The organism is Microbulbifer variabilis, from assembly GCF_052468405.1.
The window spans coordinates 2,276,663-2,294,735 of sequence record NZ_CP174343.1; the positions used below are offsets into that span (position 1 = coordinate 2,276,663).

Below are 18,073 nucleotides of genomic sequence, written 5' to 3' on the forward strand. Positions count from 1 at the left end.
TGCTCTCCCTGACTTAAAAAAATTGGTGTGTCCTACGCTGTAGCAGCGCGGCGATATTCGATCGACTGGCCTGGCGGACACGGTAGTCTCTGCGGTAGTCGGCCTTGCAGCGCTTGCAACGGCTGGCACGACCGCAGGGGCTTAGGCGAATAGGGAAAAGGTCCTGGGCTTTCCACTTGCTGCAGCCACCGCAAAAGAACTCCCCGTGCTCAGGGGTTTTACGGCTCACTGGCTCACCCCCATTCCGTCAATCATTCCGTCGATGTTTTACGTTGCGATAGCCGGCCCAAACAACAGGCCAGCGAGAAATAACCGCCCCTTGTGCAGGCGGGATTGATAAGTGTGCAGGCTGATAAACAGATAGCGAGCGCTTGCCCTTTGTTCGTCCAGACCTTCGTGCAGCAGCAGCGAACGGGCCTCCACTTTCAGCACCTCGTACAGCTCCGGGCTTTCGCGTTTGATCGCTGCCATGGCCCACTCTACCGGCGCCGCAATTTCGTCGCTAATACCCAGGCCGTTGCTGGGGTTGCCCCGGCTGGCGTTGGCTAATGCAGTGCGCTGTTTTTGTCTGAGCCGTGAACCACTGCGCGCGGCGTGAACCTCGATGGAACACAACACGCTGCTGCCACTCACCCCGCCCAGATCCAGGGCCACCGAGCCCAAGAGGTAAAGCTTGTCTTCCAGGGCTTCTATCAATTCAGGGCTGATACGCTCCCCCACTTGCAGCCCCTCAATAGGTCCACAGCCAGGGACGTGGACGCCCTGGGGCTAAGTTGTTACCGCCGATATGAATAAACCGATCTTGTGTGAGGCCTCGCTGGTGCGGGCAAATGGCAGTAAATGGCTGCGGCTGGTTTTTTTGGAGGTGGAACCAGTTGTAAACATGCAGTGATCGCATTAACACGTGCGCAGCGGCACCATGAAGACGTTCTCGCGCTCTCGACGAAGCATATTCGTGAAGAGGAGGCATTAATTGTTCAAGCCAAGACGGAAAAGCAACAGATAAAGTTATGGTCACCCCGGCTAAAAGAGGCCGTTGAAATGGCCCTGTCTACCAATACTCAAACCAAGGTGCAGACTTCCCATATACTAAGAGGCCGTACCGGTCGCGGATATACACGCACTGGCTTCAATGCGGTACGGCAAAGGGAACAGCGCACAGCTCTGGAGAGTGGGGCAATCAAGGAGCGCTTTCGGTTTCATGACCTCAAAATTAAGGCAATCCCCGATTTTGAGGGTGACACTCAACGCTTCTCTGGGCATAAAACAAGGTCTATGGCTGAGCGCTACAATCGCACTCCAGACCACGTAGATACACTCGATAAAACCAGAATTGGCACCAAAGATTGGCACCGCAAGGCCCAAAACGAAAAAACCCGCACTAGGCGAGGTTTTTAGTCCTTGAAAAACAAGGAAGAATCTGGAGCGGCCGACGGGGATCGAATCCGCGAACTCAGGAGCCACAATCAAACCTAAATCTCTGCAACTATCATACATTTACAGACCTTTGTGTGTAAATATCAAGGTGGTTCAGCATCACAATAAACCCCATGATTACTCAGCTTGTCAGTTTTTGACACACTTGAAAGCTGTACACTTACACAGCAACTAGACTGCAATCACCGGTTCTTGATCTCAACGAAGGATATAGGCAAGCAATGTAAACGCCTGCCTATGCCACTTTCCTGTACACTCTCAACACCCAGACATAGTAATCCGCAACCAAACGTTTTGTTGAATCGGTCCTGCGCTTGTATCGCTCCCAAGCTAATTCTGGAGCAGTAACATGTTCTACCGCTATTCATAGTTTACAATTCCGCTAAGTGGCTACGCCGGCACAGAGGTTATTGAATGAAATACTGGTCGATGTATGACTCGCACAAGGCGGCATGGACAAACTTTTCCGAACTGACCGAGCCCCATATCGCTGAAATTATGCTGGGACACAAGCTGTCAGGTAAAATTAGATCCGCTGCTTATAAAAAAGGTATAAGGGATGTTGAATGAATAAAGTACACGTCACATTTTTAATTGGCCTTTTCACTTCAGGTGTGGCCGTTGCGGAAAGTTTTCATGAAGATGTTGGCATTGGGGTTACAAGCCCTCAAGCTACATTACACATTAAAGATTCAGGAACAACTAATCCAGCAATTCTTATTTCTGGTGCCAGCTCTGAAGAAGGTGATATAGCAGTTCTGAATAATGACACATTGCAAATTGGCAATTGGATAGATTCCACTGAAACTTATATTGAGTGGCTATCGATTGACACTTCAAATGTTAACCCCTCTGCCAATAATAACTATGCGGATGAAACCACAAAGACCAGAATGAAACTTATTGGCGACAACAGTCATTCAACCATATTTCATTATTCAGGCTATGACTCTGGCATATCTATAATAGAGAGAAAAAAGAACGAGGACAATTGTGAGTCGGATAAGGAGGAGGATAGGGAGAAATGTTATTACATCCCTTATCGAGAAGAACTTGCATTGAAAGCGCATTCTGACAGCGTTAGCGATGATAGTAATGGGGCCGGCGCTCACTTTTACGGAGATATGGATAGCCAGCATGCCGGTTGGATTGGTTTTTTTACAGGAGGCAAGACAAGGCTGAGTATAAATCAGCAAGGGCGAGTAGGTATAGGTTCTAAAAATCTCCTTGTGGATTATGAAAATCATTATAAAGGACGCTTTAATATCATTATTGATGATGAAAAAGAACAAGAAAAGGCAGAAGAAAATAAAGATGAGCCTGCACTTTATATCGAAAGAGATGATTCCACTAAAGGTTATATTGCATGGAAGCCTGAGAAAGATCTCACGATGGGAACATGGGAAGCTTCAGCCGAATCAGTAGATGCCGACCTAAGTATTGATGGTGATTTCAATGAAATCGTAAGAATTACGTCTACAGGAAATTTTTCGGTTCAAAATCCTATTAAAAATGATGATTCACCGGGGTATATACAATTAGATACTTCAGAAGGAACTCCTCCTGACTCTGATTGTAATAGCTCATCAGATGTAGGCCGCATGACAATGCACAAATATGATTCGTTGCTATATGTTTGCGCATCATCAGGCTGGAAAAGCTTGCCCCTCTAAGAAGTCAACAATTAAAGATTATTAGTTATACCTTTAAATCAGGTGAGCCATAAACCTCACCTGATTTAGGCGTTACTTGCTAAAAGTTAAACTTCCACAGTCGCTTCAAGTCACCACCCTAGGGAAATCCCCCACCGAGTGGTATAGGCAGGCGATGTAAAGGCCTGCCGCATCTTCCATTTCTTCTGAATGCCTTCAGCCCCCAGGAATAGAGTCCCCCGTCCAAACTTGCGGTTGATGCTATCAATGGCTTGCATAGTCTCCCTAGCCCTTGCCGATTGGCCTGGTGTGAATAGATCACCCTGTCCTAGCGCAAGGAATAATCTCAACAAGCTCCACTCCTGCTTTCATAAAGCGGCACCCTGACCGGTACAGACTTGCAATAAACTTTCTCACCAGCCCCACAATTACCCGCGTATCGTCGGTAGGGTATAGTGTCCGCACAATTATGCTGCAGCTGTAGTAGCTGGGCTTATGGTACAAGGTATACAGAAGCACATAAATCGACTTTACGAGCGATTTCTGAGCCCGTAGCTTCTCTGCCGCCCTGTTTGCGTACAAGGTGGCAGCCTGCAGTATCGGCTGTAAATCGGTGAGCTTTTCACCAAAGGAGCGGGTGCAATAGATCTGCTTCTTGGCTGGGGCTCTTCCTCCAAGCCAAGGCAGGGAACCCCGTTCAACTCCTCAATCGTTCGCTCAATGTTCACATTGATATGGCGGCGCAATATTTTCGGATTGGCCTGCGCCAGGTCATAGGCTGTCTGTATGCCAAAATCCGCCAAGCGCTTGGATAGTCGCCACCCTATGCCCCAGACGTCATTGACGGCGGTACGGCGCTGAATCCATTACCACTTTTCTGGTGTATCCAGAGCGCAAACCCCATCACACTTGGGGATTTTCATTGCTGCTCTGTTGGCTAACAAAGTACCACTTCGTGCAGATTCCATTTCCTCCCTTTATTGCCAGACTTTATGCTCAACTTCCACTGGAGTTTCGACGGCATATCCATAGGGTTGTAGAGAGCAGCTATGGAACACTCGGCGATAACATTCGCGGCACGAGCCGGAGCTGCAAAGCGGCGGAGGTCCAGCAAATACGCAGTATTTGCGATCGTGCCCGCACTTATTATGTGTGATTACGATTAGCCTTAACTTTATACATGACAACATGAGTTAAGCTACGTACGAATACTACGATAGCAAAGACCAAGATTGAAATACCTAACGCAGCACTATCACCTACTATACCTGAATCATAAGCCGGATTACTTTCGCGCTCCGCTTGCAAGAAAAACATAAGCCACAATAAAAACCATACGGCAGCTGAATAAATCAGTAGTTTTTTACCCCAAGGCAATACTAACGGGGAAAATACTATCACCGATAGAATGCCCAATACGAAAAGTGCCATAAAATCCTCTTACACATAACGTCGTGCCAACCGGCGAATTGTAGTTGCTTTTGATTTTTACCATTTAAGTACAAATTAAAAGCAACGGAAATGGAGCAACCATAGTCACTTGTTAGATGACGCTTTCTGGAGAAGAACTTCATTGACTTTACACTCAGTTGCTGGCTGTATTTTGTTACAAGTTATTTGATATTTTTGCATAGGACCACTATCAACAAGTGCGTATGACTCCCCTTTTGCTAAAAGAAACCATGTATCATCCTTTTTTGCACAAACAGACCATGGAAAGAAACTATGAGCCATAATCACAGAAGTGAAATTAAATTGCTGAAGCGGTGCTAGGTAAAATTCTCCTTGAGCATTTGTAGTTGTTTCGGCACTTTTACCCTCACAGTGATCCGAATCATTCCCTGATATGACATGAATTGGCAGATTATTTGCTGGTACTCCATTCTCCTTTACCTCTCCTGTCATTTCAGGGGTCAGATTACTGTAATGGGGCATTGGTACACATCCAGTCATGATTAATGCTAGAACTATGATTACACTCCGCACTTTAGTCACCTAACGCCCCGCGTAGGGGCAGACAAATAAGCACAGCGTTTTGGCTGTCCCAGCGATTAACGGGAGCGATTGCTGCGGCTTGTTATGTGTTTGGGTAGAATACAAGGCAACTACCATCGTGAAGAGCACTTTCGTAAAAACCCCTAAACCCTCTATGAAGATCAGAATTTAAAGCCTCGACTTTTAGGCTGTTACCTTTTAGATCGCTGACACCCACAAAGCCGAAGTTAGCAATTTCGAGTGTGGCGGCCTCGAAATAAACTGCATCTTCGGTTTGCCGAAGAAAAAGAAGACAGTCGTGACTATCTCCTTTCTCGGGAGGACTCCAGTTGTATTTCGATTCTCCTGAGTACGTACCGTTAAAACCGTAGAGATATACTTTCTTCATCGTTTACACATAACGCCGCAAGCAAAGGCGTACGAAGTGCGTCCAGCCCGCAGGGCGATTTTGCCTTGCCTTGTTAGAAGTTGTTACTTGCATTGAATTGGTTTTAGAACCTCTTCGCCATATAGTACTTCATATTGTCCAGGTTTATCTGTATCAACCACCTCTATGAGCGGTTCTGCCATATACAGACAAAATTGATGCTTGTTATCTATGAATACGGGCAATTTTTCTGGATTTTCAAATTTAGCGAAACCGCCACTCACCAATGGTTTTAGCTGAGCAGCATCAAACCCAACTGACAATTTGCTTTTAGTATTATTCTTTATTGCTAGATCAATACACGCAATAGCCTCTGTAAAAGGCAACATAAACAAAACTGGAGCTATTCTATGTATTTTCATAATTGACTTCTAACGCCAAGCTAAGCGGCGCGCGTTAGCGCGTCCTTGTTTGAGCGCCTTGTTATGCGTATATGGCACGAAGCTCATTCACCACGCCTTTATATTCTTTGCCCACCAAGCCAAGGCTTTGATGAAAACGAAAACCTGACTTTTTGATTTGAGCAGCGTCAAGTGCCTGGCCGGCATGATTGGCTGCCTGCTCGTTGTTACCGCTATCCGCGGAAATGATTGCCTTTGCAGCATGCCACCGAAAATGATCGACGGGAAACATTACCCGCCCCTGATGCTCATCTAGGGCTTCGTTGGCAGACTGATACAAGTCAGTAAGCTTATACTCCACGATGAGCATTGGGTAGAGAATATATGCTTCGGTTTTTAGATTTGGAAATACCGACTCTCGCTCTAAGGCCTTAATTAAAGAGTTGATTGCATTTTTGATTTGACCTTTAGCGATATATGCAGTCGCCATATCACAGTAAGCCTGAGCATGATCGAAGTCATCTTTTAGCTGGAAGTATTGTTCTAGTAGTGAAAGTGCAACATCAGGCTCTGTGCTGGCAATGGTACAAGCCTGGATCCGCAAATACTGTTCTTTTCGGCGAGCACGCTTAAGCTTCTCGAAGAACATGCTTTCAATTTCTTCACTCCACTCTTCGTTCCTATACCAATCTTCATTACTCACTCGGTACTTCCTTTACGCATAACGCCCTGCCTGTGTTTTATACACATCATTTAAGTCCATTTAAAGCCTCCGCTGCCTCCATATAATGGAGAAGTTTAGTGTACCCCTGCCAAACGGTTTTAACTCCAGGCTCACCATCGCCGCTCCGCCCCAGAAAGCCTCCAAGTCCTGCCAACATACGAGTTATATCTCTCATACTTGGAGCTTCATTTGGTGGGGAGGTTTTAGCTTGCATTATCCATATCATACGCCACTCTTTTTCAGAGTAGACTTTCGTACACGATGTATCAGGAAGCGTTCGTGCTCGTGTTGTCATGGAGTGTAGACGCCACCCAATAATCATATAGATTGCAATACAGTTCAGCATTCGCTGCTCGGTTCTAAAGCGATTACTTTCTATCTGGCATCCGCCTTTCACCACTCTAAAATAGGTTTCAATTTCCCATCGACTTCGATACCACTCAATGATAATCCTCGCTTGCTTAAAGTCCTCAACTGCAAGATCGGTCAGCAGCATCCATTCAATACCTTTTTTGCCTTCTGGTGGGCTTAATTCCTTAGCAAAAACTGCGTAGATAGAAAGAGGTCGTTTTGATTTTCCTTTCCCCTGTAATCTTACTTCTGCAATGGATACACTGACCTTAGCTTCCCTTTCTGGCTCCCCATTCCTTTTGGGGATACCTACTGAGTATTTTCCGATGGACTTCTGTTTGGTCAAATAGTCCCAAAGTAAAGTCGTATCTTCTCCTTCGATCTCTAAACTACGATTAGCCTTGGCTCGAACAATATAGCTTGCACGCCGCTGTTCATTTTGATCTTCAGCTAATTGAAACCACTCATGAATATCCCCCTCTCTATCCGCGATACTCACAATCGTGGTTTCAGGGCAGCGCTCTTGTATCTCACAAGCTGACTCATAATGGTCTAACCAGCGTCGACTCTCTTTATCTTGTATCGACTTGGTATAGCGAGAATTAGCACTAGATTCTTTATCTCGCTGCCACATGCTACCCTCAATAATTCCCAGGTTATCTCTGGATGGTGTTATAGCGATAGACGTATGTAGGAGCTGCTGATTAGTCTCTTTGCGTCGGAGTGTTCCCATTTCTTTGCTTTCTAAATCGGTAGCAAAATTTAGGAAAGTGGTATCCTGAGGGATAAGAACAACTGGCTGAACCTTGATTCTTTCAAGAGTGGCTGATTTATGTCCACTCATAATGGAGTCAAAGCTGACTTTATCATTTTCGATAAATCGATAGGCTGCAAAGGTTTCTGTCCAAGACTTGTTTGCACAGGGAATACTACTCTTTGGGTCGGTACTTAAATTACTGAGAATATTGGATAAGCGCTTATTCAATCGTGTATCACCCATAACCTGATTTTTCACTTCGTCCCTGACCCAGTCCTGCATAATTATCCAGCCAAATCTGTAGCTCCTATACCGTACAAACTGTAACTCATTGATTTTTATAATAAAACTGAAAAAACTTGTGTATAAAACTTAGCGCCATGCTAAAGGGCCGAAGTGAAGACGAACGTTTTTGTGTAGCGTAGCGTTAACCCAAAAACGAGCGCCGAAACGGAGGTTCAAGCCGCAACGCGGCTTAACTTTGAGCGGCTTGTTATGCATATATATGAATGAATTCCCTTACACACAAATAAAAGCTTACTAAAAACACAATAAGAACCACTAGGCTAAACCTAGCAACGTTAATTTCTACTGCTGAATTACCAATTTTGGTAGGTAAGAATATAGCTTTAGCGAAAGCAGAAAAAAATACGGATATCGAACCTGAGCTATGCGTGGTTCTTGTATTCGATTTATTTAAAGATATTTTCAGCAAATAACCAAGTCCACCGAGCCAGATAACTGAGGCTATAGAACTAACAACAAAATAGAAAATCAACATTCTTCCCCAAAAGATGCATAATGCCCGGCTAAAAGGCGCGCCGATAGGCGCGTCCAGCGGAACGAAGTGGAGCGGTTTTTGAGTCGCTTGTTATGAATTTCTACTACCATTGGCCTCTTCTGCCTGATCGGCAGGGCATTCTATTTCTGTAAGTACGAATGATGGAACCATGTTGCCAACAATCGGAATTACTACTGCACCTAGAGCCGCTTTATTAGGGCTACCCTTCAAACACGCTGTCTCGTTCGGTTTTAGCTCTATTTCTATCGAAGAAGACGGGCTAGCATCAGCCTTAGCTTGAATGGTATGAATACCTGAATTCATCTTGACTGAACCATACTGCCCACTCCTCAGCCTGAGGAAATATTTGTCTGATTCGCCAACATACATGCTTATTGCTCCATTCTGAAATGCAGATTCCCGAAATACTTTTAGCTCTGATATTTCGGAACCTTCAGTGACCAATTTCAAGCCAGTGGAAAGGCTAGTACAACCCGTTGCGAGAACAGAAATCCCTATCAAAAGTTTCTTCATAAAACACATCTATATTTTCCTCTGTATTCATAACGCCTCAGTATGCGGCGAGCGTAGCGAGTCCGGCGGAAGGCTGCAAGCCTGGAGCGCACATCACTGACTTGTTAGGCATTTTCTGCGATCATTTGGCAAAACACATCTGGATCCCAGGTCTTTTTATCGGAAACTTGGCCGTCACCTAGTTCTACTAACCGTAACACACCATCAGACCTTTGAATTACATCGACTGAGTAAAATGGTGCCGCATGAATTTTTGATATCTCTGAGACCAAATCAGGCACATTTCCATCAGCTGAATATGCCCTTCCATTTAGAACGAAATATCTTTGCTCGGTTTCTGGGAGATACTCCTCAACTCTTCTTAGTGATATACCTCCCTCGATCTCTCCTCTGTGCTCTTTAATAAGACTTACAATCTCTAGCACTTCAGATGGTGAATTAGCTATCGAACCACGCTCGTTATAGTTCGACTTTACAAAGTCCTTAACGAAGAAACGCCCCCAACCTAAATCATCGGCTAATTTCTCTAAATCCTTTTCTGAATCAGAAAAAATGGTTTCTGGTGTTAATTTTTTACAACTCTCATACCAGCAGGGTAAATGGTGTGAGCGAATAAAGCTTTGAGGCGGGGTGAGCATTTTTCCACCTTTACGCTCCACCATTGATGTGAGTTTTTCATAGACGGACGGTTTCATCATCCATCCACGATATAAAATAAGCTCTCCCTTATTTAATTGCGGTTTTGGGCGAAACTCATCAAATTCAACTGAGTCGTAATCAAATAGGGAGCAATCGACTCCCCTAGACTTGAGTGAAAGATACTCATCCCTAAAGGGGCCGTCAGCTTGCTTTTCGCCTAATGGATCAGCCGGAAATATTATTCTCATACTCATTTACTGCCTAACGCCCAAAGCAGTGGGCGCTTTAGCGGTCCGACTGCCTTTGCTTGTTAACCCTTTCATCCTTCAATGCACTTTCATAAGCTGAAACCCAGATCTGCTTTTCTAAATTCGCCATATAATATTTTTGAAACTCATCTATCCCGCTAATCCAGGCGTGAATTCTTAGAGGTTCTTTGGCTGTAGCCTTAATAGTAAACCACATCGATACCGGTGAATACGTTATCTCTTCTATTTCGCTCCACTTATATTCTCTGAGCCCTCGCCATCCTGATGTTCCTGCAATGCCACCGGCTTTCAGGGTGATCTTTACCGTAAAAAATTCAATATAAAAATAAGCTGTAAAGATAAAAGCTGCCGAGAATAGCCAAATAACTGCTCGCGCATCTGACTCTGTCTTTATTGGAACGAAGATAAGAGTAAGAAATAAACCACCTATAGATATAATGGAAAGGGCGAGACCGGCACCTCTAATTGAATTCGCATACGTAAGAAAAACATCCCCATTCTCCATAGAGATTGGCTTGGCATTCTTTGAGGCTCCAAGCATCAGCACAAGTACAAAACCAGCAATTGCTGAAATCAACACATAATTCACTCAATACTCCTCTGGGTTAACGCTTTGCTAAGGGGCGTTTTTAGTTGTTTTGATTTGTGTTATTTAAGCACAAATTGAAGCAACTAAAAATACGTCCCACTTGCGCAACTTGTTACGCGTTCGGACATTTAACACCGCTACAAAACTCTTACACACCGGATGAAAGACTACTTACGCCACATTGTTCTTGAAGCCGATTTTCCATTTCAATAATAAATGGATAAATTGTGTCTATTGCTTCCTGCGGTGGGTAACAGTTTAAACAACCGTACCCATGCCTGAATTCTACCTCACCATTGTACGATTCGACGAAATAAAAGTCGTTTTCAATGCCTTTGTAAGTGTACCAGTAGCGATGAATTACATTCGCCTTCTCAATGCCATGGAGAGTCAATGGTCTTCCTCCGCTCTCTGTGACGTACTCTATTTCTGTGAGGCCTTCAATGGACTTGGCTGAAGTGATGACGCACTCACTGGCAGGCACAGGTTCGAAGTAGGCGACCCTGGTGACACCTCGTATAGTGTCACATCCTATGGCAAAGACAGCCGAAATTAAGATCACTACAAGCTTCATTGCAATAGTTCGCATAACGCCCCGCACGGGAGCAGACAAATAAGCGCAGCGTTTTGGCTGTCCCAGCGACCAACGGGAGCGATTGCTGCGGCTTGTTAACTGCGATCATCCTCAGATGCAACCGCATTGAATATTTTGGCTAGCTCAGAACAGACGGACATAGGTACTCCCGTAGTTAGCAATGCTCCTTCTTGGAAACAGATATTGCCAGCTTTCTCACCACCCTCGCAGTAGAATGCCACCCCTACACCAGAAAATATTACTTCTTCATGAGTAAATGGATTGACTCCCTTTCTATCCGGGGCTTGCTCAAGAAGTTCATGTTTAGAAATAACCTCGCTCCACAGATCAAGATCGATTCCTTCAGTATCTTTGACAATCTTGCCGAAGTCCATCAACTCTCCTTAGCAGTTAACGCTGCCCACAAAGGCGGGCGCTTTTCAGCGCGTCCTTTTGCTGGGCCTGGTTATGTGCTTGACTTTCCATTGGAACTACCTATTTTCAGTTTATAGCATTGACGCTAAAGATCTTTGCATCGGTCTGGCGTTATCTATTTTGATTCCGGGTTTGATACTTTCTTTTTTTTCCAAATATTCCTGCCCAGAATAGGCCCTCGAAAGTTACCCCGAGAATGACAAAGAATATGCCTCCTACGGGAACACCGAAGACATAGCAAGCTACTGCTGTAAAGAAGCAAGCGACAATGAGTACTACCCTAAATATCACGTTCATTAAATATTTCTCTTTCTAATTTTTTAGGAGCACATAACGCTCGCAATAACCGGCCGGAGCTGCACAGCAGCGGAGGTCTGAGTTAATTGCCTTGTTCTGTGCTACTTGCACATGGGTACTTAGTGTAAAAAGCTTTTCGGACTAAATCAGCAACACCTGCGACACCACTTTCACGATACTTAGTAACAGTTTCAGGATTATTGTTGATGTATTCGACAACCACACTAACCATCTCTTTATTTGAAATATCTTGCTCAGGAAGACAAGTCAGAGGATTGTCAGAGTTACCATCAAAAAAATCTACTCCTTCCACGATGCCTGAGATAAAGCCGAAACAAAATCCTACACCAATCAAATCTGCCTCATTTGGAACCCTAGACTTCAATAAATAAATCGAGCTGTAAGCCTTACATCCGTTGACTAAAGTATCGAAGTTACCAGCAGCAATTGAGCTATGAGACATTAAAACAAGTACCAAAGCTAAAAATACATTCTTAAATCTCATATCAGAACTCTCAATTGCACAGAACGCCTGGCGCAACGGCGAAGCACATAGTGCTGAGTCCGACAGCCAAAAGCTGCGTATTGCCGCCACTTGTTATGAGTTTTTGCCATTTTCATAGTGATAATGCTCTTGAGAAGCTGATGTAAAGCTGGCAATGAATTTTGATGATGACTGATGTTCTTTTTTAGGCTCAAAATACTGGTTTTCAATTGCCCAGTCATATGCTGATTGATTAAGCGGATAAAGCGTAAGCATTCCTGTTAATTCATTTTCTGATATCCATTGCTCTGCCTTGGGGAGATCACTAAATACAGCCGAAGTGTACCTCGCAGACTCTCCATGAAATACGTATATCTTATCTTTCATCCGAATACTCATTTTTACACATAACGCCCGCAACAGGGGCGACCAATGCTATGCACATTTTGTGCGAAACTGGGAGCGCAGCGATCCGCACAAAATGTGCATAGCGTTAGGCGTCCCGCGGGGACCCGAAGGGCCGGAGCATCCTGCTTGCGTTTGTTATGCATTTAGCATGCCACTTCACGAATCTCTTCAATTGCAGGTAACCCAGAAAAAATGCCGACTAGCCCAGACACATAGGTAGTCTTACCAATACACCCTTCCATCTCTAAGTGAACGCTGCCATTTCTAATTGCTGTGTCGGAGAATAATAGTAAACTCAATATGTTAGCTGGAGGCTGTGTCTGTAAATTAATATGATCTTTTGACGGGATTAATACTAAAACATTGCCTCTAGGCGGTTTGTACATATAACCGACAACTTGAACATGCTTGCCATAGTAATTTTCAAACATACCGACAACCATAGGCACATCTCCTCGCATAAACCCGCCGAACGGCTTATTACTACAAGCGGTCAGCCCCAAGAGAACTAGTAGTAGTATTGATTTAGTATTTCTCATGAATTCATAACGCCACCGGCAGGGGCAGCTTACCTTGTGCGCGTTTTGCGCGAAAATGGGAGCGAAGCGACCTGTGCAAAAGGTGCACAAAGCAAGCTGTCCCGCGGAGGGCCGCAGGCCCGGAGCAAATTGCCCGGCCTTGTTATGCTAGCGAACCTCGAAAATATAAAGTTTCTTGGGCTTACCTTCCATAGGGACCCAAACCTCTTTGACTCCTTTAAAGTCCAAGACTAAATCTGCCTCTTCCAATATGCTTTGGCCTTGAATGAGCCCATCCCAGTAAACTCCACCACAGGTCCAGTAAAATGGTGCTTCTTTTTCAGGGATATTTACTACTAATTCGCCACTTTCCGGCCTGGTGATACTTAATTCGTGTTCTTTGAATGCAGCCGCGGAAATGAAATTCTTTCCTTCAATACTCATAATTTCAGGAAGTTCTATTTCCCTCACCTCTTGGGACGCACAACCGCCAATGGTAATCAAAATTATTGCGAGAAATATACGATTCATTTCATTCCTACTTGAGCATAACGCTTTGCCTGTGTTTTATACACATCATTTAAGTCCATTTAAAGCCTCCGCTGCCTCCATATAATGGAGAAGTTTAGTGTACCCCTGCCAAACGGTTTTAACTCCAGGCTCACCATCGCCGCTCCGCCCCAGAAAGCCTCCAAGTCCTGCCAACATACGAGTTATATCTCTCATACTTGGAGCTTCATTTGGTGGGGAGGTTTTAGCTTGCATTATCCATATCATACGCCACTCTTTTTCAGAGTAGACTTTCGTACACGATGTATCAGGAAGCGTTCGTGCTCGTGTTGTCATGGAGTGTAGACGCCACCCAATAATCATATAGATTGCAATACAGTTCAGCATTCGCTGCTCGGTTCTAAAGCGATTACTTTCTATCTGGCATCCGCCTTTCACCACTCTAAAATAGGTTTCAATTTCCCATCGACTTCGATACCACTCAATGATAATCCTCGCTTGCTTAAAGTCCTCAACTGCAAGATCGGTCAGCAGCATCCATTCAATACCTTTTTTGCCTTCTGGTGGGCTTAATTCCTTAGCAAAAACTGCGTAGATAGAAAGAGGTCGTTTTGATTTTCCTTTCCCCTGTAATCTTACTTCTGCAATGGATACACTGACCTTAGCTTCCCTTTCTGGCTCCCCATTCCTTTTGGGGATACCTACTGAGTATTTTCCGATGGACTTCTGTTTGGTCAAATAGTCCCAAAGTAAAGTCGTATCTTCTCCTTCGATCTCTAAACTACGATTAGCCTTGGTTCGAACAATATAGCTTGCACGCCGCTGTTCATTTTGATCTTCAGCTAATTGAAACCACTCATGAATATCCCCCTCTCTATCCGCGATACTCACAATCGTGGTTTCAGGGCAGCGCTCTTGTATCTCACAAGCTGACTCATAATGGTCTAACCAGCGTCGACTCTCTTTATCTTGTATCGACTTGGTATAGCGAGAATTAGCACTAGATTCTTTATCTCGCTGCCACATGCTACCCTCAATAATTCCCAGGTTATCTCTGGATGGTGTTATAGCGATAGACGTATGTAGGAGCTGCTGATTAGTCTCTTTGCGTCGGAGTGTTCCCATTTCTTTGCTTTCTAAATCGGTAGCAAAATTTAGGAAAGTGGTATCCTGAGGGATAAGAACAACTGGCTGAACCTTGATTCTTTCAAGAGTGGCTGATTTATGTCCACTCATAATGGAGTCAAAGCTGACTTTATCATTTTCGATAAATCGATAGGCTGCAAAGGTTTCTGTCCAAGACTTGTTTGCACAGGGAATACTACTCTTTGGGTCGGTACTTAAATTACTGAGAATATTGGATAAGCGCTTATTCAATCGTGTATCACCCATAACCTGATTTTTCACTTCGTCCCTGACCCAGTCCTGCATAATTATCCAGCCAAATCTGTAGCTCCTATACCGTACAAACTGTAACTCATTGATTTTTATAATAAAACTGAAAAAACTTGTGTATAAAACTTAGCGCTTTGCTAAGGGGCAGCCGAAACGCAGTGTAGGCTGTCCCACGGAGGCCGCGCTTTTTAAGGCCGGAGTGAACTTGAGCAACTTGTTATGAGTTTTCGTCAAGGTGCCACCCTACGATATCACCAACATCATCGTAGACGTTGTAAATAACCTCGCAGTCGCAGAAACCGCCGTGCTCACCAAGCCAGGGAACAACCACCTTTGGGTCTATCTGTTTAGACTTTAGAAATGCAACTGTCTCTTTGAGAGTGTGATCGCATTCTGGAGCAGATTCACGGTTTAAAAAGGAAAGTAAATCCTTTAACTCGTCAATCTCCATAGGGATAGACACACAAATCTCATCTTGCTCATTCTGTCTGTACTGAGCCTTTAATCTCTTTTTCTGCTCTTTATCCATACTTAAGACTCATAACGCCTTTAGCTGCGGCCGTAGTGCAGGCGCGAAGCGCCGAAACGGAGGTCCAGCCCCGAAGGGGCGATGCTGCCTAAACTTGTTAAATACTGGTGGCACATAGCCAGCTACTCCACTCGTTTTTCTATGATTTCAGAAATGCACTCTGTGCCGCAAATTTTGCAACTACCGCTAATATACTTGCGGCCATTTTCAACGTACAACTCTGGGTTAACGATGCCGAGATCTGCTTCGTTGCACTTGTCGCACCAAGAGTCATTGAGGCAAATATCTCTCTCAATTTCTGGCAGCGTACTTAAATCGATAATTTCTCTCATTTTATCTCTGGCATTTAACAGTTTATTAATGAGCCAGTGGCTCACTATCCATTTGGCCCCTATTTCTGGGAGGAAGCCTCCAAGCTCCGCAGAAAAGCCTTTATTTACAGCAGGTTATAAACTATTGCCCAAATAACAACCAGAGATAGTGAGCCATCGGCTCAAGTCGTCTGGTTCGACCTCCCGCTCTTGAACACATTTTACCCATAATTAAATCAATAAGTTAGGGGGACTTTCTGTAGATGTAAGCCATGGCTCTATAATTCGGGCTTTCGCACCGGCGATACGTCCACTCCACTACTGAAAACCACAGCCAGTATCACCCACTCGGTATCGCATAGCCGCAATAGAACTATGCACAGCTAAACGGTTTGCCACTTCAACAATACAACTCGCCACTAAATCAGCGGCATGGTCGGCGACGTTTACTGGCTGGCCTGCATCAGTCTGCAGAGTCTTGGTGGTGACATAAACACTGGACATCAGATCGCCAGCGCCATCAGTTTGTACTGTGTTTTGGTTGTCGATTACGGCAATCGTACATTTAAGTACTGCAGCAGCCTGAGCATCGCTATTAGTGGGCTCGGTGGTCTGGGTTACCGTTGCACGCACAATAGCGCCGGCACTGTGGCCGTCGTCGATGGTGTAGGCGAACTGCCAGGCCTCCAGACCTGGCACTGTAATCGGGGAAAAACTGGGTGTTATCTATTCCTTTGCTTAATCAGATTTATGTACGCCGTTATGGGTGATGATGCGGTGCTGGGGATCGATACCGGCGGCATAGCTCTTGCCACCTACAGAGACCTTGTACACGGTACGCAGGCCAGCGCATTCGACCCGCTCGACATGCTCCCAGGTGAGCGGCTCCTCTTCATGCAAAACCACCAGCTCAACGCCCTGGCAGTGCTGCGCCTCGTAGACCCGCCCTGCACGGTCGGTAACGGGGGTTTCACGGCTGCAAATTACCTGGGCACCGCTTGTTGTGGTGAGCAATACGCAGGGTATTTCTGGCTCTGCATCTACCCCGCCAATAATGGGGCTTAGATGGGTTTCCTCGTCGCCGGTATCCCAGCAATCGATCAGGTCTCCGCTTTCGCAGTTTTCCGCAAGTAAACCTTCGCGCAGCCAACTGCCTGCGGCAACACACCAAGGATCTCTAGGGACCGTAGTGCCACCACCATTGCTCGGGGTTTTAATGGTTCCTACATTTCGGCGCCAGGTGTTACCGGCCAGCTGGTAAATGTTGGTAGTTGCGTAATAGGTCACCGCACCGCCCTGAGTGCCTGGATCATCGCAGTACACGTAGTACCTAGTGTTGAAGGACAACCCAGTAATGCTGCCACTGTTGTAATTAACAATGCCGAAACCAAACTGCACCGAATGCGCGGCAATCGTGATTTTTGCGGTACTGCCATCATCTGAGCCGGACAGCGCGGAACTGGTAGGCAGGCTGGCAATACCAGATTGAATCATCGGCAGATTGCGCTGGTCCTCCACTTCCACCACATCGATTTTTATATAATCGATTAAGGTATCACCCGTTTTAGCCGGATAATTGCAATAAAAAATTGGGGTAATAAAACGGACATTCGCCTGCATCGTGGCTGGGTTGCCAATATGGTTCGCTCCTCTAGCGCCACTGTATTCAGCATTGCCACTAGCGTTGCCTTTAACATAGGCCACCTGCGTCTGCCAACTCTGCCCCACTATGTTTAAGTTGGACGCAAGGATGTAATGCTGACTGCTAAATGTCTCGGCACCGCTAGCATTACAAATGCTTGCCAGCACCATCATAACCAGCCAAACCTGCATACATGGTGCGATCCGCATCACCGGAAACCCCACCGGGTGCTTTCAGCGATGACAACATGCCGGCAATCTGCACCCCTTGAGTGATAGCGCCGGCGATCATTGGAATATTTTGTGGAAAACCGATCTCAGAAGCCTTGGCAATATTCTTTACTAGCGAAACCCCAGTAGAGAAAACAGCCATAGCCATTTCAGCTTTTGCCGCTTTTTGGTTGTAGGCAGCGGCTGCAGACAAGATCTGCCCGGCACCGGCAGTAAACATTTTCAGCTCGCTTTTGTTGGAAGC

The 18,073-nt window shown here is 45.3% G+C and carries 28 protein-coding genes; 3 read left to right on the plus strand and 25 right to left on the minus strand.

Annotated features, from left to right (window positions below; genetic code table 11):
• Positions 1-13: 13 nt before the first annotated feature.
• Together ACJJJB_RS10375 and ACJJJB_RS10380 are read right to left on the minus strand one after the other, a co-directional pair.
• Entirely contained in the window at positions 14-229 is a 216-nt protein-coding gene (locus ACJJJB_RS10375) for a hypothetical protein (protein WP_444946584.1), read from the minus strand.
• Positions 230-267: 38 nt separating this feature from the next.
• Positions 268-720: a hypothetical protein gene (locus ACJJJB_RS10380; protein ID WP_445366195.1), complete on the minus strand. Its 453-nt coding sequence runs from the start codon at positions 718-720 to the stop codon at positions 268-270.
• Positions 721-888: 168 nt separating this feature from the next.
• Between ACJJJB_RS10380 and ACJJJB_RS10385 the strand changes: the two genes are divergently transcribed.
• From ACJJJB_RS10385 to ACJJJB_RS10395, 3 genes are all read left to right on the plus strand, one after another.
• On the plus strand, positions 889-1,398 hold the full coding sequence (locus ACJJJB_RS10385) for a site-specific integrase (protein ID WP_445366196.1): 510 nt from the start codon (positions 889-891) through the stop codon (positions 1,396-1,398).
• Between the two features lie 453 nt (positions 1,399-1,851).
• Positions 1,852-2,007 (plus strand): hypothetical protein, encoded by a 156-nt coding sequence (locus tag ACJJJB_RS10390; RefSeq protein WP_445366197.1) that lies wholly within the window; start codon positions 1,852-1,854, stop codon positions 2,005-2,007.
• On the plus strand, positions 2,004-3,110 hold the full coding sequence (locus ACJJJB_RS10395; RefSeq protein WP_353376452.1) for a hypothetical protein: 1,107 nt from the start codon (positions 2,004-2,006) through the stop codon (positions 3,108-3,110). The genes ACJJJB_RS10390 and ACJJJB_RS10395 overlap by 4 nt, the downstream gene beginning before the upstream one ends.
• A 110-nt stretch (positions 3,111-3,220) precedes the next feature.
• On the opposite strand, the gene ACJJJB_RS10400 is transcribed toward ACJJJB_RS10395, so the two are convergent.
• The 23 genes from ACJJJB_RS10400 to ACJJJB_RS10510 form a co-directional block, all read right to left on the minus strand.
• Positions 3,221-3,367 (minus strand): DUF4113 domain-containing protein, encoded by a 147-nt coding sequence (locus ACJJJB_RS10400; RefSeq protein WP_445366198.1) that lies wholly within the window; start codon positions 3,365-3,367, stop codon positions 3,221-3,223.
• Positions 3,368-3,407: 40 nt separating this feature from the next.
• Complete coding sequence (locus tag ACJJJB_RS10405; RefSeq protein ID WP_445366279.1) at positions 3,408-3,776, minus strand: DinB/UmuC family translesion DNA polymerase; 369 nt, start codon at positions 3,774-3,776, stop codon at positions 3,408-3,410.
• 459 nt (positions 3,777-4,235) lie between these two features.
• The gene (locus ACJJJB_RS10410) at positions 4,236-4,520 is read right to left on the minus strand and encodes a hypothetical protein (RefSeq protein ID WP_444901360.1); all 285 of its coding nucleotides are present in this window, start codon (positions 4,518-4,520) and stop codon (positions 4,236-4,238) included.
• A 105-nt stretch (positions 4,521-4,625) separates the two neighbouring features.
• On the minus strand, positions 4,626-5,024 hold the full coding sequence (locus ACJJJB_RS10415; protein WP_353376455.1) for a hypothetical protein: 399 nt from the start codon (positions 5,022-5,024) through the stop codon (positions 4,626-4,628).
• 142 nt (positions 5,025-5,166) lie between these two features.
• A complete protein-coding gene (locus ACJJJB_RS10420; protein WP_353376457.1) occupies positions 5,167-5,472 on the minus strand; it encodes a hypothetical protein in 306 nt (101 codons plus the stop codon).
• An 83-nt stretch (positions 5,473-5,555) separates the two neighbouring features.
• On the minus strand, positions 5,556-5,873 hold the full coding sequence (locus ACJJJB_RS10425) for a hypothetical protein (protein WP_353376458.1): 318 nt from the start codon (positions 5,871-5,873) through the stop codon (positions 5,556-5,558).
• A gap of 61 nt (positions 5,874-5,934) precedes the next feature.
• Entirely contained in the window at positions 5,935-6,555 is a 621-nt protein-coding gene (locus ACJJJB_RS10430; protein ID WP_353376459.1) for a hypothetical protein, read from the minus strand.
• Between the two features lie 46 nt (positions 6,556-6,601).
• Positions 6,602-7,966, minus strand: coding sequence for an IS4 family transposase (locus ACJJJB_RS10435; protein WP_444945463.1), 1,365 nt, complete (start codon positions 7,964-7,966; stop codon positions 6,602-6,604).
• 589 nt (positions 7,967-8,555) lie between these two features.
• Complete coding sequence (locus tag ACJJJB_RS10440) at positions 8,556-8,999, minus strand: hypothetical protein (RefSeq protein ID WP_444946581.1); 444 nt, start codon at positions 8,997-8,999, stop codon at positions 8,556-8,558.
• A 104-nt stretch (positions 9,000-9,103) separates the two neighbouring features.
• Positions 9,104-9,892, minus strand: coding sequence for an ATP-grasp domain-containing protein (locus tag ACJJJB_RS10445; protein WP_353376461.1), 789 nt, complete (start codon positions 9,890-9,892; stop codon positions 9,104-9,106).
• Between the two features lie 31 nt (positions 9,893-9,923).
• Complete coding sequence (locus ACJJJB_RS10450; protein WP_445366199.1) at positions 9,924-10,496, minus strand: hypothetical protein; 573 nt, start codon at positions 10,494-10,496, stop codon at positions 9,924-9,926.
• A gap of 148 nt (positions 10,497-10,644) precedes the next feature.
• Positions 10,645-11,085 carry a hypothetical protein gene (locus ACJJJB_RS10455; RefSeq protein WP_445366200.1) on the minus strand — a complete coding sequence of 147 codons (441 nt, stop codon included), beginning with the start codon at positions 11,083-11,085 and terminating at the stop codon, positions 10,645-10,647.
• A gap of 80 nt (positions 11,086-11,165) precedes the next feature.
• Complete coding sequence (locus tag ACJJJB_RS10460; RefSeq protein WP_020411273.1) at positions 11,166-11,465, minus strand: hypothetical protein; 300 nt, start codon at positions 11,463-11,465, stop codon at positions 11,166-11,168.
• A gap of 419 nt (positions 11,466-11,884) precedes the next feature.
• Positions 11,885-12,307: a Rap1a/Tai family immunity protein gene (locus ACJJJB_RS10465; protein ID WP_353376463.1), complete on the minus strand. Its 423-nt coding sequence runs from the start codon at positions 12,305-12,307 to the stop codon at positions 11,885-11,887.
• Positions 12,308-12,400: 93 nt separating this feature from the next.
• Positions 12,401-12,673, minus strand: a complete 273-nt coding sequence (locus tag ACJJJB_RS10470; protein ID WP_020411276.1) for a DUF7710 domain-containing protein — start codon at positions 12,671-12,673, stop codon at positions 12,401-12,403.
• A 164-nt stretch (positions 12,674-12,837) separates the two neighbouring features.
• Positions 12,838-13,137 carry a hypothetical protein gene (locus tag ACJJJB_RS10475; protein WP_353376464.1) on the minus strand — a complete coding sequence of 100 codons (300 nt, stop codon included), beginning with the start codon at positions 13,135-13,137 and terminating at the stop codon, positions 12,838-12,840.
• A 243-nt stretch (positions 13,138-13,380) separates the two neighbouring features.
• Positions 13,381-13,743, minus strand: coding sequence for a hypothetical protein (locus tag ACJJJB_RS10480; protein ID WP_353376465.1), 363 nt, complete (start codon positions 13,741-13,743; stop codon positions 13,381-13,383).
• Between the two features lie 45 nt (positions 13,744-13,788).
• On the minus strand, positions 13,789-15,153 hold the full coding sequence (locus tag ACJJJB_RS10485; RefSeq protein ID WP_445366201.1) for an IS4 family transposase: 1,365 nt from the start codon (positions 15,151-15,153) through the stop codon (positions 13,789-13,791).
• A 181-nt stretch (positions 15,154-15,334) separates the two neighbouring features.
• The gene (locus ACJJJB_RS10490) at positions 15,335-15,646 is read right to left on the minus strand and encodes a DUF2695 domain-containing protein (RefSeq protein WP_444946580.1); all 312 of its coding nucleotides are present in this window, start codon (positions 15,644-15,646) and stop codon (positions 15,335-15,337) included.
• Positions 15,647-15,768: 122 nt separating this feature from the next.
• On the minus strand, positions 15,769-15,978 hold the full coding sequence (locus tag ACJJJB_RS10495; RefSeq protein WP_353376467.1) for a hypothetical protein: 210 nt from the start codon (positions 15,976-15,978) through the stop codon (positions 15,769-15,771).
• A gap of 297 nt (positions 15,979-16,275) precedes the next feature.
• On the minus strand, positions 16,276-16,656 hold the full coding sequence (locus ACJJJB_RS10500) for a hypothetical protein (protein ID WP_445366202.1): 381 nt from the start codon (positions 16,654-16,656) through the stop codon (positions 16,276-16,278).
• 39 nt (positions 16,657-16,695) lie between these two features.
• Positions 16,696-17,790 (minus strand): hypothetical protein, encoded by a 1,095-nt coding sequence (locus tag ACJJJB_RS10505; protein ID WP_445366203.1) that lies wholly within the window; start codon positions 17,788-17,790, stop codon positions 16,696-16,698.
• A complete protein-coding gene (locus ACJJJB_RS10510) occupies positions 17,747-18,049 on the minus strand; it encodes a hypothetical protein (RefSeq protein WP_444946577.1) in 303 nt (100 codons plus the stop codon). The genes ACJJJB_RS10505 and ACJJJB_RS10510 overlap by 44 nt, the downstream gene beginning before the upstream one ends.
• Positions 18,050-18,073: the final 24 nt, after the last annotated feature.

Excerpts from the sequence above, each read along its gene's own strand:
- ACJJJB_RS10445 (WP_353376461.1), bottom strand. The coding sequence starts at position 9,892 with ATGAGTATGAGAATAATATTTCCGGCTGATCCATTAGGCGAAAAGCAA.
- ACJJJB_RS10485 (WP_445366201.1), bottom strand. The coding sequence starts at position 15,153 with ATGCAGGACTGGGTCAGGGACGAAGTGAAAAATCAGGTTATGGGTGAT.
- ACJJJB_RS10435 (WP_444945463.1), bottom strand. The coding sequence starts at position 7,966 with ATGCAGGACTGGGTCAGGGACGAAGTGAAAAATCAGGTTATGGGTGAT.
- ACJJJB_RS10495 (WP_353376467.1), bottom strand. The coding sequence starts at position 15,978 with ATGAGAGAAATTATCGATTTAAGTACGCTGCCAGAAATTGAGAGAGAT.
- ACJJJB_RS10505 (WP_445366203.1), bottom strand. The coding sequence starts at position 17,790 with ATGCAGGTTTGGCTGGTTATGATGGTGCTGGCAAGCATTTGTAATGCT.
- ACJJJB_RS10390 (WP_445366197.1), top strand. The coding sequence starts at position 1,852 with ATGAAATACTGGTCGATGTATGACTCGCACAAGGCGGCATGGACAAAC.
- ACJJJB_RS10400 (WP_445366198.1), bottom strand. The coding sequence starts at position 3,367 with ATGCAAGCCATTGATAGCATCAACCGCAAGTTTGGACGGGGGACTCTA.
- ACJJJB_RS10420 (WP_353376457.1), bottom strand. The coding sequence starts at position 5,472 with ATGAAGAAAGTATATCTCTACGGTTTTAACGGTACGTACTCAGGAGAA.
- ACJJJB_RS10490 (WP_444946580.1), bottom strand. The coding sequence starts at position 15,646 with ATGGATAAAGAGCAGAAAAAGAGATTAAAGGCTCAGTACAGACAGAAT.
- ACJJJB_RS10415 (WP_353376455.1), bottom strand. The coding sequence starts at position 5,024 with ATGCCCCATTACAGTAATCTGACCCCTGAAATGACAGGAGAGGTAAAG.
- ACJJJB_RS10465 (WP_353376463.1), bottom strand. The coding sequence starts at position 12,307 with ATGAGATTTAAGAATGTATTTTTAGCTTTGGTACTTGTTTTAATGTCT.
- ACJJJB_RS10410 (WP_444901360.1), bottom strand. The coding sequence starts at position 4,520 with ATGGCACTTTTCGTATTGGGCATTCTATCGGTGATAGTATTTTCCCCG.
- ACJJJB_RS10480 (WP_353376465.1), bottom strand. The coding sequence starts at position 13,743 with ATGAATCGTATATTTCTCGCAATAATTTTGATTACCATTGGCGGTTGT.
- ACJJJB_RS10455 (WP_445366200.1), bottom strand. The coding sequence starts at position 11,085 with ATGCGAACTATTGCAATGAAGCTTGTAGTGATCTTAATTTCGGCTGTC.
- ACJJJB_RS10395 (WP_353376452.1), top strand. The coding sequence starts at position 2,004 with ATGAATAAAGTACACGTCACATTTTTAATTGGCCTTTTCACTTCAGGT.
- ACJJJB_RS10460 (WP_020411273.1), bottom strand. The coding sequence starts at position 11,465 with ATGGACTTCGGCAAGATTGTCAAAGATACTGAAGGAATCGATCTTGAT.
- ACJJJB_RS10475 (WP_353376464.1), bottom strand. The coding sequence starts at position 13,137 with ATGGTTGTCGGTATGTTTGAAAATTACTATGGCAAGCATGTTCAAGTT.
- ACJJJB_RS10425 (WP_353376458.1), bottom strand. The coding sequence starts at position 5,873 with ATGAAAATACATAGAATAGCTCCAGTTTTGTTTATGTTGCCTTTTACA.
- ACJJJB_RS10440 (WP_444946581.1), bottom strand. The coding sequence starts at position 8,999 with ATGAAGAAACTTTTGATAGGGATTTCTGTTCTCGCAACGGGTTGTACT.
- ACJJJB_RS10470 (WP_020411276.1), bottom strand. The coding sequence starts at position 12,673 with ATGAAAGATAAGATATACGTATTTCATGGAGAGTCTGCGAGGTACACT.
- ACJJJB_RS10510 (WP_444946577.1), bottom strand. The coding sequence starts at position 18,049 with ATGTTTACTGCCGGTGCCGGGCAGATCTTGTCTGCAGCCGCTGCCTAC.